We start from the raw sequence: 17,639 nt of genomic DNA, 5'->3' as shown, positions 1-17,639 counted from the left end.
TGCTCCCGAAGAACTTCCCTTGTCAAGGGAGGCGGGGAAGCGGTGTCGCTGGTTGCATCGGTTGCTCCCGGGTAGCGTCGAAACCGATGTGTCAATACTGCGGATGCCGGGACATGCCACTGATCCGCGACTACATCGCCGAACATGCCCGCGTACTCAACCTCGGCGGTGAAGCCGTCCGCGCGATCGACCGTAGCGATCTCGACTGCGCACGGCGCCTGCTCGCCGAGATGTCCGCGGAACTGGAGTCGCACTGGCGCGGCGAGGAAAACGGGCTGTTCAAGGTGATGGTGCGCGAAGAATTGTTCGCCGAGCACATCGATCCGCTGGTCGCTGAACATCGCGAACTGAGCGAGTTACTTGCCAACGTCGACCTGGCGCGCCCCGAGCATCGGCGTGCGATTCGCGAAGCGGTAGAGGATCTCTGGGAGCACACCAGAAAAGAGGAAGACGGTGTCTTTCCGGCCGCACTCACGTCTCTGGACGGCGATGAGTGGGACGCCGCGATCGAGGCGTGGCACGAGGCCCATCCCGACCGCGAGATGGTCAAGTGGAGCGTGTGAGGGCCGCCCGTCCTTAAGGTGGAACGCATGACAGCCGCCCAGCGTGAACGCGCCGCACTCGTCGAAACCATGCGCACCGTCGGTCCCGATGCGCCGACCCTGTGCGGCGACTGGTCGACCCGCGACCTCGCCGCCCACCTGGTGATCCGCGAGCGCAGGCTCGACGCCACTCCCGGCATCATGATCCCGGCGCTGGCCGGCTACACCGACAAGATCCAACGGCAGACCGCGTCGAGCACCGAGTGGGACGAGTTGCTGGCCAAGATCGCCTCGGGGCCGCCGCTGTTCTCACCGTTCAAGCTTCTCGACCCGGTGGCCAACATGGGCGAGATGTTCATCCATCACGAAGATGTCCGCCGAGCCCAATCAGATTGGGAGCCAAGACCACTCGAGGACGACACAATCAAGGCGCTGAGCCGCTCACTGCCCCTGATGGCGAGGATGACGCTGGCCAAGGCGCCCGCCCGGGTGACGCTGAAGACGCCGCAGGGCAAGGTGATCGCCACCGCCGGGAAGGGTCCCGCGCTGACCCTCACCGGTGAACTGCCGGAACTGCTGCTGTTCATCTCCGGCCGCGACGCCGTTCGAGTCGACTTCGACGGCGACGACGAGACCGTCGCCGCAGTCCGGGCCAACCGCCGGGGGCTGTAGACGCGTGGCGCGACGGCTGGTTCGCTGACCCCTCCTAGCTGGCCGCCGAACGTGGGTTACCCGCACATGTCGCGCGTTGACACCGTGTCGCAATCCCACTGTCGGCGGATGGCGCCAGCGCCTCGGTGCCCGCGTCGGATGCCTCCCCAACGAGTTCGGCGAGAGCCAGCGCGACACGCAGTTCGAGGGTCCGCTTGTCCAGCGATCTACCCAGCAGCTCCTCCGCCTGACGGATCCGGTAGGCCACCGTGTTGTCGTGAACGTGTAGTCGCTTGGCGGTTCGTCCGCGACTGCAATTCTCGTCGAGATAGGCCCGCAGCGTGGCGGCCAGCCGACGGGTGGTCTCATCCGTCGACCCCAACCGGCCCAACTCACGTCGAACGAACATCCGCGCCTGGCCGACGTCGACGGTGGCGATGGCGCGTAGCGAGATGTTGTCGTAGCGCGTGACGCTACCGGCGGGGCGGCCGATCATACGTGCGATACGTTGCGCCTCGAGCGCTTCGAGATAGCTGGAGCGAAAGCCCGCGATGCCGCGGGCAGGCTCGCCGATAGCGATGTGCACGCCAGGTGCGTTAGCGGTTCGAAACCGCAACTCATTCAACACTTTCGACGGTGCGGCGCTGTGGGAGCTGATCCAGGCCGCGGCCGACAGTATCCCGAGCGAATGCACGAGGGGCTTCTGATTTCCGATCGCGGAAGCGATATCGCGGATGGCCGTTTCGAGAAGGGCTTGCGTGTTGCGCCCTTCTTCGTGGGATTCGAGCCAGGCGATGGCCGCGACATGCACGCGGCGGACGTCGTGGTGCAACCGCCTGGTCGCGACGTCTGCGTCGATCGGCTGTCCGGCCAGGATCGTGCTGATCGTCTCGGCCTGGCTGGCGGCGGCGCTGCGCAGCCACCGATCACGCTCGGTGGTGTACACCTCCTCGACCAGACACAGCGCGGCGTCGACGTAGGCGAACATCCAGTCCGAACCCAACTCGGATGCGAGCTTATGTTCTTCGCCGTCGCGCGCGTGCGCCTGCAGGATCGCGTTGAAGTGGCGAGAAGTTGCGGCGTGGGCGAGCCGGTAGCTGCGCATCAAGGTGGTCAGCGGTATGCCGTGTTGCGCGCCGTCCTGGGCGTAGGCGAGGGTCGGCGAAGACAGGCGCGCCACTTCGGCGGGATCGGCTCCGGCCTGTAGCACCTCGGCGAAGTCACGAATGCTCGCTTCGGTGCTGGCGCGGTTGACTTCGAGCGCCTCGGCGCTGGCGAGCAGATCGGGCAACCGCTCGCTGGTGTAATCGTTCACGGACTGCGAGATCTCGCCGGCGCGCTCGGCGAGTTCTGCAGCGGCGGGCCGCAGCACCGACGACCAAACCCGCCGCTGGTCGTCGCCATGCGCGCCCGTCCAGACCGGCTCCATGCCTGCACGCTATCGCCGGGCCCAACCGATGGTGCGCAAATTGCACAACGGCCGGGATCGACGTTGGCGCGTACAGACAAGAGAAAACCGGCGCCGACGACCGACCATCGTTTCATGCGACAACTGACCAGCCTCGACGCACAGTTCCTGGCCATGGAGAACGACCGCGTCCAGGGCCACGTCAGCGCGCTCGGGATCTACGACTCCCACACCAGCTCTGGCGAAACCCTTGATGCAGACCGCGTTCGGGATGTGATCAGCGAACGCCTGCACCTGCTGCCCACGTTCCGCTGGCGGCTCGCGCGTGTGCCCTTCGATCTCGACTACCCGTACTGGGTCGACGACGGAACCTTCGATATCGAGTACCACGTCCGCGAGCTCGCCCTGCCGTCGCCGGGCACCCAGCGACAGCTCGCCGAGCAGGTCGCTCGAATCATCGGCAGGCAGCTCGACCGGGCACGGCCGCTGTGGGAGGTGTACGTCATCCACGGCCTCCAGGACGGCGGGGTCGCGGTGCTCACAAAAATGCATCACGCCGCGGTCGACGGCCTTTCCGGTGCCGAGGTCATGAGCATCCTGCTCGATGAGAAGCCCGGGAGTGAGCCGGGGTCGGCGCCGGACGTCGTCGCGGAGACCTACCCGTCGGAGGTGGAGATGCTCGGCCGTGGTCTGGTCGGGCTGATGAGCCAGCCGCTGCGGATTCTGCGCGCGGGTCCCACGGCGTTGCCTCATCTCGACGACGTTCCGACGATTCGCCACCTACCTGGCGTGAAATCCATCGCGCGCAGCGGCCGGCTGCTCAAAAGGGGGCTTGGGGCTGGTGCCGGAGCGCCCTTGCGCGGCAGCGACGTCACCGCGCCCCGGACGCGTTTCCAGGCTCGCGTGTCACCGCACCGCCGCGTCGCGTTCGGCTCGTTGTCGCTGGCCGAGGTCAAGATGATCAAGAACACCTTCGGCTGCACCGTCAACGACGTCGTCCTGGCGATCTGCACCGCAGGTCTGCGGTCCTGGCTCGACGAGCGAAATGAGCTGCCAGCCGAACCTCTCGCGAGCTTCATTCCGATGTCGGTGCGCACACCAGAGCAGAAGGGCACCTTCGGAAACCGCGTTTCGGTGATGCTCACCCAGCTACCAACCGACGTGCCGGATCCGGTGATGCGCCTGCGCCGAATCAACGCGGCAATGCACGGCGCCAAGGAGCGCCACCGCGCGCTGCCGGCATCCCTGCTGCAGGACGCCAACCACTTCATTCCACCGGCCTTGTTCGCACAGGCGGCCCGGGCGATGTCCCGGCTGGCGGGCGTGCGCGGGCTCAATCAGCCTGCCAACGTGATGATTTCGAACGTCCCAGGGCCGTCGAATCCGTTGTATCTCGGCGGTACCCGGCAACGCGCGCAGTTCCCGGTCTCGGGAGTGCTGGACGGAATCGGCATCAACATCACCGTGATGAGCTATCAGGATTCACTCGAGTTCGGCATCGTCGTCGACCGCGAGGTGGTCGACGACCCGTGGTCAATCCTCGATGCCCTGCGCGCCGGCCTGGACGAACTGCGGATTGCTGCGCAGAAGGCGGCGTCATGACCGCAAACCTGCTCAGCAGCAACAGCATGGACGACATCCAAGAAATCCGAACTGCGAAACCTGTTCACAACGCCCTGAAAGGAACCGAACATGAGCCGTTTTGACATCACCCAGACCAACCGGGCCGTGGAGCGATTGATCGAGACCACAGACAATCCCCGCCATCTGTATCTGCTGCACGCCTACAACCGGCATCGCTACCTGGAGATGGCCGGCCGCTATGAGGAGATTTTTGCCCCGGACATGACGGTCGAAACGCCCGTCTACCACTTCAACATGCTCGGTAAGACGCTGACCGTCGAGGGGGCCGAGGCAGTGAAGTCGCTCTACCGTGAGTGGGCGCACACGGCCCAGTGCATCTTCTACGTCGACGACGAGAAGCTGGCGATCAGCGACGACATGATCGTGTCGACATCGTTCATCTATCAGCAGACGCCCGGTGCCATCCTGGCAGCCGAGGGCGTGCCGGTGGACCCGGACGCCACGTATCTGGTGAAGACGGCCGAACACATGATCTGGCCTTATGACAACGGTCGGTTGGTCGGTGAAGACGTGTGGGAGTACGACGAGCGGGCACGCGCGTTCATTCAGCTGGATCCGATCGATGTCCTCACTGTCGAGCAGTCCGCCAAGCTACTCGATCCGTTGATCAAGCCTCTCCCGGAACGCAACCCGTTCCTCGGGTGACCTCGGCACTGATTGCCTAGGCTGACACAGTGGGAGCGGCGAAAGGACAGCAATGCCCGAGGATACAGACACCGACGTAGTGGCTCCGAAGTTGCCGGGTGGCGGAGTGTTGCCGTTCGCGCCCGTTCCATCTGCCAGCATCGCGGGTCGCACGCTGCAGGAATCCACCTATGCCCAGCGGGCGGTGCCGCGGCGCCTGCACGACGACGCACCCAACATCGTCATCGTCCTCATCGATGATGCCGGTCCGGGTCTGCCGACGACGTTCGGCGGTGAGGTCCGCACCGAGACCATGGACCGAATCTGCGCGGAAGGAGTGTCCTACAACCGCTTTCACACCACCGCGATGTGCTCACCGACACGGGCGTCGCTACTGACCGGGCGCAACCATCATGAGATCGGCAACGGCCAGATCGCTGAGCTGGCCAACGACTGGGATGGATATGCCGGCAAGATCCCTCGTAGTAGCGCCACGGTCGCTGAGGTGCTCAAGCAGTACGGCTACGCCACGTCCGCTTTCGGCAAGTGGCACAACACGCCCGCTGAGGAGACCACCGCCGCCGGCCCGTTCGAAAATTGGCCCACGGGTTTGGGATTCGAGTACTTCTACGGCTTCTTGGCCGGGGAAGCCTCGCAATACGAACCGCATCTCGTACGCAACACCACCGTCGTCGCGCCACCGCGCACACCGGAGGAGGGTTATCACCTGTCGGAGGATCTGGCCGACGACGCCATCGCGTGGTTGCGCCGGCATAAGGCATTCAACGCCGACAAGCCATTCTTCATGTACTGGGCCAGCGGCTGTCTGCACGGCCCGCACCACATCATGAAAGAGTGGGCCGACAAGTACTCCGGCAAGTTCGACGACGGCTGGGATGCCTACCGGCAGCGAGTGTTCGAGCGGGCCAAGGAGAAGGGCTGGATCCCGCCCGACTGCCAGCTCACCGAGCGCGACGACGCGTTGGCCTCCTGGGACAGCATCCCTGATGACGAGAAGCCCTTCCAGCGTCGCCTCATGGAAGTCGCCGCCGGGTACGCCGAGCACGTCGACGTGCAAGTGGGGCGCATCGCTGACGAGTTGGGCCGGCTCGGGTACGCCGACAACACGCTGTTCCTCTACATCTGGGGTGACAACGGCTCGTCAGGCGAGGGGCAGAACGGCACCATCGCGGAGCTGTTGGCGCAGAATGGGATTCCCACCACTGTGCGCCAGCACATCGACGTCCTCGACGAACTCGGCGGCCTGGACGTGCTGGGCTCCCCACTGGTCGACAATCAGTACCATGCGGCGTGGGCGTGGGCGGGCAGCACGCCCTACAAGGGCATGAAGCTGCTCGCGTCCCACCTCGGCGGCACCCGTAACCCCATGGCCGTACGGTGGCCCGCGAAGATCTCTGCCGACCCACTGCCGCGTGACGTGTTCCTGCACTGCACCGATGTCGTGCCAACCATCTACGAGGTCGTCGGCATCGAGGCGCCGCGGGTGGTAAATGGCGAGCCACAGATCCCCATCGCGGGCGCGAGTTTCGCCCGCACCTTGGCCGACCGGAACGCCACAGGCGGGAAGAAGACCCAGTATTTCGAGATCATGGGCAGCCGCGCCATCTATCACGAGGGGTGGATGGCGTGCGCCCGCGGGCCGCGGTTGCCGTGGGTGCCCGGCCAGCCCGAAGGCATCGCCACCTGGACTCCCGACAACGACGTGTGGGAGCTGTATCACCTTGACGAGGACTGGTCACAGGCCAAGGATCTTGCCGACGAGCTGCCCGACAAGCTCGTTCAGATGCGGGAGATGTTCGCGATCGAGGCCGCGCGAAATTCGGTGCTGCCCGTGGGCGGCGGGCTGTGGGTGCCCGTCTATCACCCCGAGTTGAGAATCTCCCCGCCGTACCGGGAATGGGAGTTCTCCGGCGACATGGTGCGAATGCCCGAGTTCTGCGCGCCCGCGCTGGGCAACAAGGACAATGTCGTAACCATCGACGCGGACATCCCCGCCGACGCCAACGGTGTGCTCTATGCGCTCGGTTCGGGTGCCGGTGGGTTGACGTGCTACCTCGACGAGGGCCACCTGTGTTACGAATACAACCTTTTCATCTTGCAGCGCACCAAGATCCGCTCGACCGACAAGCTGCCGCCGGGGCGCGCCACCATCACCGTGACCACTTGTTACGCCGAACAGCGGCCCGCCGGACCGCTCGACATCACGGTCAAGCTCGGCAGTGACACGGTGGCGACCGGACGAGTTCCAGTCAGTGCGCCGTTGTTGTTCACCGCCAATGACTGCCTCGACATCGGCACCTGTTTGGGCTCACCGGTGTCGCTGGACTACCGCGAGCGCGCACCGTTTCCGTTTGAGGGCCACATCGACCGCGTGCACGTCGCCTACACCTCGACCACCTGAACGCCGCCGAACATCGGCGCTCCACCGCGGGCGACAGCGGCATGGTCGCGTTTAAGCTGGCGGCCGTGAGTTCATCGCTGGATTTCCGTGTCTTCGTCGAGCCTCAGCAGGGTGCCACCTACGGCGATCAACTAGCCGTCGCCCGGGCCGCAGAGGAACTCGGCTACTCGGCGTTCTTTCGATCCGACCACTACCTCGCGATGAGCGGCGACGGCCTGCCGGGTCCGACCGACTCCTGGGTCACGCTGGCAGGCATCGCCCGCGAGACGTCATCGATCCGGCTCGGCACGATGGTCACCTCCGCGACGTTCCGGTATCCGGGCCCGCTGGCGATCTCGGTCGCGCAGGTCGACGAGATGAGCGGTGGCCGAGTGGAATTCGGCATCGGTGCCGGTTGGTTCGAGGCCGAACATCAGGCGTACGCGGTCCCTTTCCCGTCGCTGCGGGAACGCTTCGACCGGCTCACCGAACACCTCGAGATCATCACAGGCCTGTGGACGACGCCGCAGGGCCAGACGTTCGACTACTCGGGCGAGCACTACACGGTCGTCAAGTCTCCCGGGTTGCCCAAGCCCCCGCAGGCGCCCCACCCGCCGATTATCATCGGAGGGCAGGGCGCCAAGCGGACGCCGGCGTTGGCCGCGAAGTTCGCCGCCGAGTTCAATGTGCCGTTCGTGCCGCTGGAAACGGTCAAGACCCAGTTCGAGCGCGTCGCGACGGCCGTCTCGGAGGCCGGTCGGTCCGCCGAGTCGATGACCTACTCCGCAGCGTTCGTGCTGTGCGCGGGGCGCGACGACGCCGAGATCACCCGACGGGCGGCCGCGATCGGCCGTGAGGTCGACGAACTGCGCAGCAACTCCGCGACGGTCGGCACCCCGGCGGAGATCGCCGACAAGCTCGGCGCCTTCATCCAGGCCGGGGTACAGCGCGTGTACCTGCAGGTTCTCGACATGTCAGACCTGGAGCACCTGGAGTTCTTCGCCGGCGAGGTGATCCCGCAGTTCCGCTGAGCAAGCGCCCGCGAGCAAGCCGCCCTACCATCGGGGGCGGTGCCCAACTACGACTATGACGGCGCAGAAGGCGCGTCGCAGCCCTGGCACAATCGCACGCCCCTGGTCGTCGGCGCCAGCGCGGTCGCCCTCGCCGTCGTCGCCGTGCTGATTCTCGCCATCACCTACCTGTCTCGGCATTTCAGCGAGCCCGAGGAGGCGCCGCTGAACTTCGTCGAACCGACGTTCTCGGCGACGCCGCCGCCGGTGGACACACCCACCACCACCCAGACCATCACCAGCACCAGTCCGCCCCAGACGACCGAGATCGGCGGGCCGCTCGATCCATCGACGTCACCGTTGCCGACCTCAACCAGCGAGTCGAGCCCCCAGACGACCAGCGCGTCGCCGACCCTCGAGGAAGATGAGAGCGAGGAGTCCACCGAGCGGACGACGCGCCGGAGACCCCGCACGAATGTGACGCGGACCTTCGATCCGTACCCCTGAGCGCTTACTATCGGCCCGTGGCGCGAAACGGACCTCCCGACGACCCGAACTATCCCGACAACGAACCCACCGCCTACATCGACTACGGCGACGACGGTGGCTATGGCCAACCGCCCGTTCCCTGGTACCGCAAGCCCGCGGCCCTGGTCTCCTTCGGCGCGCTCGGCGCATTGGTCGTCGCCCTGATCGTGTGGGGGCTCGCCAACCTGATCAGCAACGACGACACCACCACCGAACCGACCTCGTTGACTCCGCTGACCACGACGACACGCACCGCGACGGCCACCACGACCGCGACACCGGAAACCGTCACCGAAACCGTCACTCCCACCACCATCGCACCGCCGACCACGACGACCACCGAGCCGACCACGACCACGACCACCACGACGACCGTGCCGCCGACGACCAGTGTCAGCACCAGCACGGAGACCAGCACCGAAACGGTCACCGAGACCGTGACGGCACCACCGCCAGGGCCGTAGCCGCCGTCGAGCCGCCCGCCCCTCCACCAGCTTGTCGGTTATCAACCGCTTCGCTGCCAGATTTGCGATGATCGATGCGCAAATTGACGGCGCAGGAGATATCGGGGGATGGCCAGTCCGCCCAGTGCAATCGCCGATCGGTGTGGGTCATGTGGTCATGGCCTTCGCGCCGGAGCGCGCTTCTGCGACGCCTGCGGGGTCGGGGTTTCCCCGCGGCAGCCCGACGGTGAGCACAAGCACGTAACGGTGCTGTTCGCCGACGTTGTCGGCTCGATGCAACTCGCGGCGCGGCTGGACGCCGAGCGGCTGCAAGAGCTCATGCATGAGCTGTTCAACCGCGCCGGGGCGGTGGTGCAGCGCTACCAGGGAACCGTCGACAAGTTCACCGGCGACGGCTTGATGGCATTGTTCGGCGCTCCAAGGGCTCTTGAAGATCACGCGCTGCGGGCCTGCATAGCAGCGCTGGAGATCCAGTCGGTGGCCCGAGAGCTAGCGGAGGAAGTGCTCAACCGGGACGGTGTCACATTGCACGTGCGCGTCGGCCTGAACTCCGGTGAAGTCATCGCCGGTGAAATCGGCTCGGGTCCAGGCAGTTACACGGCAATCGGTCATCCCGTCGGGATGGCTCAACGGATGGAGGCGGCCGCTGCGCCGGGCGGCGCCTTGTGCTCGATGTCGACCGCTCAGCTCGTCGAAGACGAAGCGCGGCTCGGCCCTGTTCGTGAGATCGCGATCAAAGGCAGCGACACGTCCGTGCCGGCGCGCGAACTTCTCGGCGTTGAATCCGGCCGAATCATATTGGGACGCAACGAAGGACTCATGCTCGGCCGCGACGCTGAGCTGGATCGACTACGGAGCCTCTTCGCGGCGCGACGGGGATCGCTGGTCGGGATAGTCGGTGGCCCCGGGCTCGGGAAGAGCCGGCTCATCCGGGAGTTCAGCACGGCAGTGGCCAACGAAGGCGCCCAGGTGGTGCTCGCCCGCTGCGAAGCACATACCACGAAGCTCGCATTCCGAGCGGTGACGCGGTTGCTGCGCGCCATGTTCGGCGTCGAGGGGCAAAGCGACAACGACGCTCGCCGGCACACATTGGCGGCCTGTGCGGGCCTGCAACCGTACTCGATGGATGCGCAGATCCTGTTCGACGCCATGGGTATCGCAGACCCGGACGCGCCTGCGGTGCAGATCGGAGCCGACGGCCGACGTCGGCGACTGGTGGAACTGATGGGCCGAGCCGTGCGGGCACACCCGACCCGATTCGTGTTCGTTCTCGACGACGCGCACTGGATCGACGAACCCAGCGACGCCGTCCTCGCCGAATTCGCCGCCATGCTCGCCCCGACGACGTCGATATTCGTCACAACCTACCGTCCCGAGTTCCACGGAGCGTTACACCGCCATTCGCAGCACACCCTGACACTTCAACCACTGACGAAGTCGAAAACGCTGGAGTTGCTGGGCCAGATCCTCGGCACCGACCCGTCGCTGGTGGGTGTTGCGGATCGGATCGCCGACGCAGCAGCCGGGTATCCGTTCTTCATCGAGGAGATCGTTCGCGATCTCGCCGGTCGCGGAGCGCTGTCCGGAAGCCGTGGCAGCTACCGATTGATCACGCACATCGGCGAAATATCCGTTCCTGCAACTGTTCAGGCCGTGCTCGCGGCTCGCATCGATCGCTTGTCCGCCGACGCCAAGGCGATCCTGAATTCGGCGGCCGTGATCGGTACCCGGTTCGACGTCGAGACCCTCCAGGTGCTGCGCACAGGTGCGGTGTCACCCGGGTTGGCCGAACTCGTGTCCGCCGAACTGATCGACCAGACGGAATTCGTGCCGCGTCAACGCTATTGCTTCCACCACCCGCTGGTGCGCACGGTCGCCTATGACTCGCAGCTGAGCGGCGCCCGGTCCCGAGCACACCGTCGGCTTGCCGCCGCAATCGAAGCGCGTGACCCGAGTGCCACCGAAGAGAACGCGGCATTGGTCGCGACGCACCTCGAAGGCGCCGGTGATCTGCCGGATGCATACCGATGGCACATGCGCGCGGCGGAATGGCTTCGGCCGCGGGATGTGCGTGCCGCACGCGCAGAGTGGGACAGCGCCCGGCGCGTTGCCGACCAACTCCCCGACGGCCACGACAACGTCCTCGAGAAGCGTGTCGCTCCGCGCGCCATGTTGATGTCCACACTGCTGTACACCGGCGATGCCCCGGATACCGATGAGCGGTACGAAGAGTTCCGTGAACTCGCCATAGCCGCCGGTGATCTCAAGTTGCTCGGTCTTGGCACGGCCGGGCGCATTTTTTCTCTGACCGTGAACGGCTTCCGCGTTTCCGACGCCGCGCCGATGCTGCCGCAACTGGACGCGCTGGCAGCGAGTCCAGACCTCGATGCAGAGACCCGGGGAATCATCCTGAACTCGCTAGCGCATTGCTATTTCGCAAGTTGCGATTTCAAAGGTGCGCTGCGGGCGGTCGACGGAATCATCGACTCGGTACCGGATGTGCCACCCGTCGAAGTGGCTCCAGCCATAGCACTTCGCGGGACCATGGAGGCATGCCTAGGCAACCCGGAGATCGGTCGACGTCATCTCGATGAAGGAATGCGCCAAGCGGTCTCACTCCCCGCCATCAACTATGCGGGGGTGCAATTCTACTGGAGTGTGATGTCGTCCCTAGGCCTGTGCAAGGCCGCCGATCTGGTCCATAACACACGTGACGCGCTCAGCCGTGCAGAGGCGTTCGGCGATGCCTGTGGCATCGTCATCGCGCAGTGGGCCTATGGCACGGTCCTGCTGCGGGCGGGCCAGGAGCACCGTGAAGAAGCGGTGGACGTGCTTCGACGCGCGCGGGCGAACATCATGAAGTACCGGGTAGGAGTGGTCGGATTGACGACGATTGACTGCGATCTTGCATTGGACGCTGCCCGTCGTGGAGCAAGAAGCCAAGCGATCGACGAACTTCGAACTCTGCCGTCGCAAAGCAGCAGCTGCTCGCCGGTTTTCGGTGTGGTCGGCAATGAAGCCCTGATCGACCTCCTCGTCGAACGGGGAACAGACGACGACCTCGTCGAGGCGCATCGAATCGTCGAGAAGTGGCAGGACGAGCGTCCCGGAATACCCGCTCTCGACTTGTGGTGGCTGAAGGCTCGCGCCCTGCTGGCCCGGGCCGAAGATCGCTCGGCTACCTTCGCCAAGGAGGCCGCCCTCTACCTTCAGCTGTGCGAAAGGCTCGACGCCCGAGGCAGATTGGCCGAAGCGCACCGGCTCGCGGATGAATCGACTGTGCAAGCCGGAATGGTGTGAGACGTGGCGAGAATCCTCGCGTATACCTCCCCCGCGCTCGGCCACATGCTGCCGATCAGCGCGCTGCTATCGGAATTGTCACACCGCGGCCACACCATCCATCTCCGCACGCTGTCCAGCGCGGTCGACATGGCAGAACGCCTGGGTTTCGACACCACCGCGATCGACCCTCGCATCGAGAGCATCCCGCTCGGCGACGGAGACACGACCGACCCTCGCCGCGCCCTGCAGATCGGCGTCGCGGCTTTCGGCCGACGCGCCGTACACGAAGCCACCGACCTCGCCGCCGCGGTTGCGTGCGTTGCGCCGGATGCGCTGCTGATCGATGTGAACTGCTGGGGGGCGCTGTCGGCGGCCGAGGCCGGTGACATTCCTTGGGCGTGCTTCTCGCCGTATACACCTCCGATGCGGTCCCCCGGGGTTCCGCCCTTCGGGTTGGGTCTCAAACCGGTGCGAGGAGTGCTCGGCCGGACCCGCGATGCGGTGATACAAGCCGTGGTCTCGCGGTCGATCGAAAAGGCATTGCTGCAGGCGATCAACAGAATCCGCGCCGACGTTTGCCTACCTGCGGTCAATTCGGCAGACGAGTACCTTCGTCGAGCACCGCTGATGTTTGTGGCAACCGGTAAGCCGTTCCAGTACGAGCAGACCGATTGGGGCGATGCCGTCCACATGATCGGGCCCTGCGCGCTGGATCCCGGTAGTGACGCCCCCTGCGACTGGCTGGCCGAAATCGATCGGCCGGTCATCCTCGTCACGACATCATCGGAGCCGCAGGCCGACGCCGAACTCGTCTCGACGGCGATGGCCGCGTTGGCCGATGAACCGGTACATGTGATCGCCACTGTCCCGGCCGGCCCATCGGAGGGTTTGACGGCGTCGCCCAACGCGACGGTCTTTGGGATGGTGCCCCACGAGGCTGTCCTGGCCCGCGCGGTGTGCGCCGTCACCCACGGCGGGATGGGAGCGACGCAAAAGGCGCTTCTCCATGGCGTACCGGTGTGCGTCGTGCCCTTCGGGCGAGACCAATTCGAGGTTGCGCGGAGAGTCGAAGTCGCCCGATGCGGCACCCGGTTGCCCGCGAAAGAACTGACAGCACCGCGGTTGCGGACGAAAGTGCGACAGGCGCAGACCATGACGGAAGGCGCCAAGCGGGTCGCCGCGGGATTCGAGGCCGCCGGCGGAACCTCCCGTGGCGCCGATCTGTTCGAACAGCGGATACTCCGCTAGCCGTCGTCGAGTCCGCTCTGCGCACGGTTCCGCGCGATTTGCGTACACCAACCGTGCACTCGGCGTGTAGAAGTCAGGCCCGCCCGTGCGCAGCGTAGGCGGCGACCAGCGCTTCGGCGCTGCGGACCGCCGCCCGGCACGCACGGGTGGTGAACGGATCGTTCAACGGGTGCTCGGCGCGTCTGCGCCAGCGCTGCGCCGCCGCGAAGGCTGCGCGCGGCCCGTCGTACGGGTTGTCCGGTTGCAGGCCGAGCCTGCTGGCCGCGTCGGTACCGGACCCGCCGATGATCCGGCGCAGCGACGCCATCTCGTCATCGTTCAAAGTCGTTGGCCGCGAACGTAACTGGCTCAACAGTCGCAGCTCTTCGAACGCGTGCGTGTCGGCCAGCAGCGGATCGATGTCGGCGAGGATGTAAGGCGTCGCGTAGATCGGGTTGTTCTGCACGAACTGCCGCAACGACAGTAACGCCGTGTGCGCCTTGAGCAGATCCGACCGCTGCGCGAACTGCTGGTCGATGACCTCCCGCAACGCCACCAGCCCGCTGCGCTCCAACAACTCGTCGGCCAGCGCCACCGAATCGCTGACACCGGCGCGCAACACCGCGATCGAGATCCGGATCCCGAACATCCCGAACCGGTCCAGCAGCGCCGCCCGCGTCGCCGCGTCCACCGGCAGCGAACTGTCCTCGCGGACGAAGCGGTCCACCGACAACATCGCCTTGGTCAGTTCGGCGGCGTCCACCCCGGCGAGCTTCTCCAGCGCGACGAACTCGCTCTGCCGCAGCGTCCGTGCCGTCAATGCCAGCAGGCCCGAAACCGGCACCACCGCCTGACACGTGCCGGTCCTCTCCATCTCGGCGGTGAACCGCGTCGCGACGTCCTTGGCCGACAGCATCGCGTCGATTCGCCCGGCCCCGATCTCGTCGGCGCGGGACGCGACCCCGATCACGCCGAGCGCCCCGGCGGAGCCGCCGACCAATTCGCCGATCTGTTTGAGCAGCGCGATGTCGGCGGCGTTCAGTGTGCGCAACAGGAAGACCACCGCGTCGACACGCGGCACGCCGTCGTCGGGCACCAGCAGGCGCAGGGTGCGCTCGGAGACGTCCCGGGACAGTGACGACGTGCCCGGGGTGTCGATGATCGTGGTGTCAATCAACTCGGCGGCCGGCCACTCGACGTCGAGGTCGATGATGTCCTCGGGGTCGAGGCTGGCGAAGTCGAAGGTCAGCCCGCCCTCGTTCGGGTCCCGCCCGATCGGCACGTTGGACCGCCTGCCGCCGCGGTGATTTGCGGTCACCTTCGGCGTGGGTCCGTGCCGGAACCACGTCACGATCCGCGTGGCTTCGGTGGCGTCGGTTGGCGCGATGTCTTCGCCCACAAGCGCGTTCACCAACGTCGACTTGCCGGCCTTCAGCGTGCCCGCCAGCGCGATGCGGATCGGCTGGTTGAGTCGACCGCCGATGCGCTCCAACTCGTTGTGCACGTCGGGACGATGACGGTAAGCGGGGTCGGCCCGGTAGGCCTGGATGGTTCCGCCGAGGATCGCGCGCACCTGATCGCTAGTGCTCATCTCGCGCTACCTCGGCGTCCTCCCGTTCGGCAATGGCCCCTCGGTAATGGCCAAAGACCCAGCTTAGATACCGGCGCGGTTACGTGGTTGCCACGGGTTCGGGCGCGTATTGGCCGGGCATCAGCTTGACCGCGTGCTCGGTGACCTGATTGAGGATGTTGAGCTGGCGCTCGAGTTCTCGGATCCGGCCGTTGCGTTCGGCCTCCTCGACCTGCGCCGCCGCCAGCGTCGCCTGCAGCGATTCGTTGAGCGACCTGGTCGTCTGGTTCGCGATGCCGCGGTAGTGGTCGCGCAACTGCCGCTGGATGGCTTTGAGCCGGTCACGCGATTCCTTGCTGACCGCGAACTGCGTGTCGTCGATGAACCGTCGGGTGTTGGTCTTGGCCTCGTTGCGCACCCGCAGCATCCGGTTCTCCACGTTCTCCTTGTACGCGGTGCGTCCCATCAGCAGACCCGCGCCGAGCGAGATCGGGTTGAACATGCCCAATCCCGCGAACGACGTCATCATGCCGAACATCAGCACACCACCGTACGAGCCCTGCATGCCCATGGTCAGCTTGCGGCCCTTGGTCAACTGCTTGGCCTCCAAGCGGCCCAGCGACTTCATCTCCCCGAGGCTCGCGCCCATCCGGCTGGGGTCCAGCTCCGGCATGTTCACGGCGTCCAGACCCGCCTCGACGAACGTGCGGGCGACCTCGGCGGCCAACACCTCGGCACGCTGGTAGGCCCAGACGAAGTTGTCGCCCACCGCGGTGGCGACCGCGTTCTCGAGTTCCGCACCGATCTCGGCCCAATGCTGGGTCGGATCGCAGGAGTCGATGACCTTCTCGATGTGCTGGCCGATGACCCGGAACCGACCGCGCAGGTCATGGTCGACATCGGCGGTCAGGTCCGCGATTCCGTCGTTGAGCACCTGCTGCCACAGCGCCGTCTGCTGCAGCGCGTCCTGGGCCTCCTGCTTGCGCCGCTCGAGGTCCTCCTTGAGCCGGTCGCGGGTGCCCGGGTCGTTGAGCGCCGACAGCTCGGCCTTCACCTTCAGCGTCAGATGCTCGGCCGCGGAGTGGATTTCGCTGACGACGTGATCGCGAATCCGGTCGTTCTGGCGCGACAGCACCTGCTCGCTGAGGAACCTCACGATGGCCGGGAAGTTCGACTCCTCGTTGAGTTCCTTGTCGTTGAGCTGGATCGCGTGGGCGCGCAACAGCGCCGACGACGGGATCATCGGCACCGACAGGCCGGCGCGCTGCAAGTGACCGTTGTTGGCCTCCACGATCTGGCGCCAGTGCGGATAGAGGTCGGTCTTGGTGGCGATAATCGCTGCGACAGGGCATATTTCGAATGCCTGGCGCATGAACGTCATCTCGGGTTCGGTGAACTCCTGGCTGGTATCGCTGCACATCAGCACCGCGTCGGCGTCGGGTAGCAGACCCAACGTCGCCGAAAGGTGCGGCTGGCCGTGACCGCCGACACCCGGCGTGTCCACGAACGCCAAGCCGTTCTTGAGCAGCGGGCTGGCCGCGGTGACCTCGACGCGGATCACCTCTCGGCCGCCGGCCTGCGGCGCCCGCCGCAGATCGTTCCTGATGTCGGCCATCGGGATCTCGACGGCTTCCGGTTCCTCGCCCTCGCCCCGCGCGACGATCAGCTTCGCGGTTGCCGTCTCGCCGTAGGTCACCACCGTCGCCAGCACCGTGCTCTCGTCGTCGCCGACCCGCGCGACGGGGACATTCAACAGCGAGTTCAGCAGCTGGCTCTTGCCCTGCTTGAGCTGACCGGCGACCACCACCCGGATCTGCGGGTCGGTGATGCGAACCTTGGCCTTGGCCAGCCGCTCGACCAGATCGCCGCGATCGTTGGCATCGGCGATCTTGCCGGTGTGGTCGATCAGTTCGACGATGACCTTGACCTTGCGGGGATCAGCCGATGGAGCCTTGCGGGGGTCGTTCGGTTGCGTCATGGAGTCCTCGTGTCGGAGACCGGGTGGGCCGGTCAGTCAACGGTAGACGTGCCGACTGGCGGGGATCACGGTTTGATCCCCGCCAGTTGGGCTGTGTGGTCGTGGGTCAGAACAGGCCGGCGTCGACGGTGGTGTCGACATCGACGTCGGTGTTGACCTGACCGGAGTTGTCGACCGAGTTGTCCTGCCCGGAGTTGTCGACGGAGTTGTCCACCGAGTTGTCCTCCACACTCGAGCCTCCGGAGATGCCGCCGGACACCCCGCCGTCGATGTCTCCGACGGTGGTCTGGTTGCCATCGACATTGGTGGT

The 17,639-nt window shown here is 65.9% G+C and carries 13 protein-coding genes and 1 pseudogene; 10 read left to right on the top strand and 4 right to left on the bottom strand.

The annotated features are described in order from the left end of the window. Positions 1–113: 113 nt before the first annotated feature. Both AU188_RS07765 and AU188_RS07760 read left to right on the top strand, forming a co-directional pair. Entirely contained in the window at positions 114–563 is a 450-nt protein-coding gene (locus tag AU188_RS07765; RefSeq protein WP_286137351.1) for a hemerythrin domain-containing protein, read from the top strand. A gap of 27 nt (positions 564–590) precedes the next feature. After that, entirely contained in the window at positions 591–1,214 is a 624-nt protein-coding gene (locus AU188_RS07760; protein ID WP_059163234.1) for a TIGR03085 family metal-binding protein, read from the top strand. 34 nt (positions 1,215–1,248) lie between these two features. Here AU188_RS07760 and AU188_RS07755 read toward each other — a convergent pair whose 3' ends face one another. Then, positions 1,249–2,622 carry a PucR family transcriptional regulator gene (locus AU188_RS07755; RefSeq protein WP_059163160.1) on the bottom strand — a complete coding sequence of 458 codons (1,374 nt, stop codon included), beginning with the start codon at positions 2,620–2,622 and terminating at the stop codon, positions 1,249–1,251. 114 nt (positions 2,623–2,736) lie between these two features. Between AU188_RS07755 and AU188_RS07750 the strand changes: the two genes are divergently transcribed. The 8 genes from AU188_RS07750 to AU188_RS07715 all read left to right on the top strand — a co-directional run bounded on the left by AU188_RS07750 (position 2,737) and on the right by AU188_RS07715 (position 13,802). After that, positions 2,737–4,203 (top strand): WS/DGAT/MGAT family O-acyltransferase, encoded by a 1,467-nt coding sequence (locus AU188_RS07750; protein ID WP_059163159.1) that lies wholly within the window; start codon positions 2,737–2,739, stop codon positions 4,201–4,203. Between the two features lie 90 nt (positions 4,204–4,293). Then, positions 4,294–4,890 carry a hypothetical protein gene (locus tag AU188_RS07745; RefSeq protein ID WP_059163158.1) on the top strand — a complete coding sequence of 199 codons (597 nt, stop codon included), beginning with the start codon at positions 4,294–4,296 and terminating at the stop codon, positions 4,888–4,890. A gap of 52 nt (positions 4,891–4,942) precedes the next feature. Then, positions 4,943–7,291 carry an arylsulfatase gene (locus AU188_RS07740; protein ID WP_059163157.1) on the top strand — a complete coding sequence of 783 codons (2,349 nt, stop codon included), beginning with the start codon at positions 4,943–4,945 and terminating at the stop codon, positions 7,289–7,291. Between the two features lie 77 nt (positions 7,292–7,368). Next, a complete protein-coding gene (locus AU188_RS07735; protein ID WP_156426609.1) occupies positions 7,369–8,301 on the top strand; it encodes an LLM class F420-dependent oxidoreductase in 933 nt (310 codons plus the stop codon). Positions 8,302–8,340: 39 nt separating this feature from the next. Next, positions 8,341–8,787, top strand: a complete 447-nt coding sequence (locus tag AU188_RS07730; RefSeq protein ID WP_059163155.1) for a hypothetical protein — start codon at positions 8,341–8,343, stop codon at positions 8,785–8,787. A gap of 17 nt (positions 8,788–8,804) precedes the next feature. Further along, on the top strand, positions 8,805–9,272 hold the full coding sequence (locus AU188_RS07725) for a hypothetical protein (RefSeq protein ID WP_059163154.1): 468 nt from the start codon (positions 8,805–8,807) through the stop codon (positions 9,270–9,272). Positions 9,273–9,380: 108 nt separating this feature from the next. Continuing rightward, positions 9,381–12,572 (top strand): ATP-binding protein, encoded by a 3,192-nt coding sequence (locus AU188_RS07720; protein ID WP_059163153.1) that lies wholly within the window; start codon positions 9,381–9,383, stop codon positions 12,570–12,572. Between the two features lie 3 nt (positions 12,573–12,575). After that, complete coding sequence (locus AU188_RS07715; protein WP_059163152.1) at positions 12,576–13,802, top strand: glycosyltransferase; 1,227 nt, start codon at positions 12,576–12,578, stop codon at positions 13,800–13,802. Between the two features lie 73 nt (positions 13,803–13,875). On the opposite strand, the gene AU188_RS07710 is transcribed toward AU188_RS07715, so the two are convergent. From AU188_RS07710 to AU188_RS25490, 3 genes and pseudogenes are all read right to left on the bottom strand, one after another. Continuing rightward, positions 13,876–15,372 (bottom strand): dynamin family protein, encoded by a 1,497-nt coding sequence (locus AU188_RS07710; protein ID WP_059163151.1) that lies wholly within the window; start codon positions 15,370–15,372, stop codon positions 13,876–13,878. A gap of 79 nt (positions 15,373–15,451) precedes the next feature. After that, positions 15,452–17,329: a dynamin family protein gene (locus AU188_RS07705; protein ID WP_059163150.1), complete on the bottom strand. Its 1,878-nt coding sequence runs from the start codon at positions 17,327–17,329 to the stop codon at positions 15,452–15,454. 106 nt (positions 17,330–17,435) lie between these two features. After that, positions 17,436–17,639, bottom strand: a pseudogene (locus AU188_RS25490) (IniB N-terminal domain-containing protein); the annotation flags it as partial.

Origin of the sequence: Mycobacterium sp. IS-3022, from assembly GCF_001500065.1 — a bacterium.
GTDB lineage: Bacteria > Actinomycetota > Actinomycetes > Mycobacteriales > Mycobacteriaceae > Mycobacterium.
This window is presented reverse-complemented; position numbering and strand designations above follow the sequence as displayed.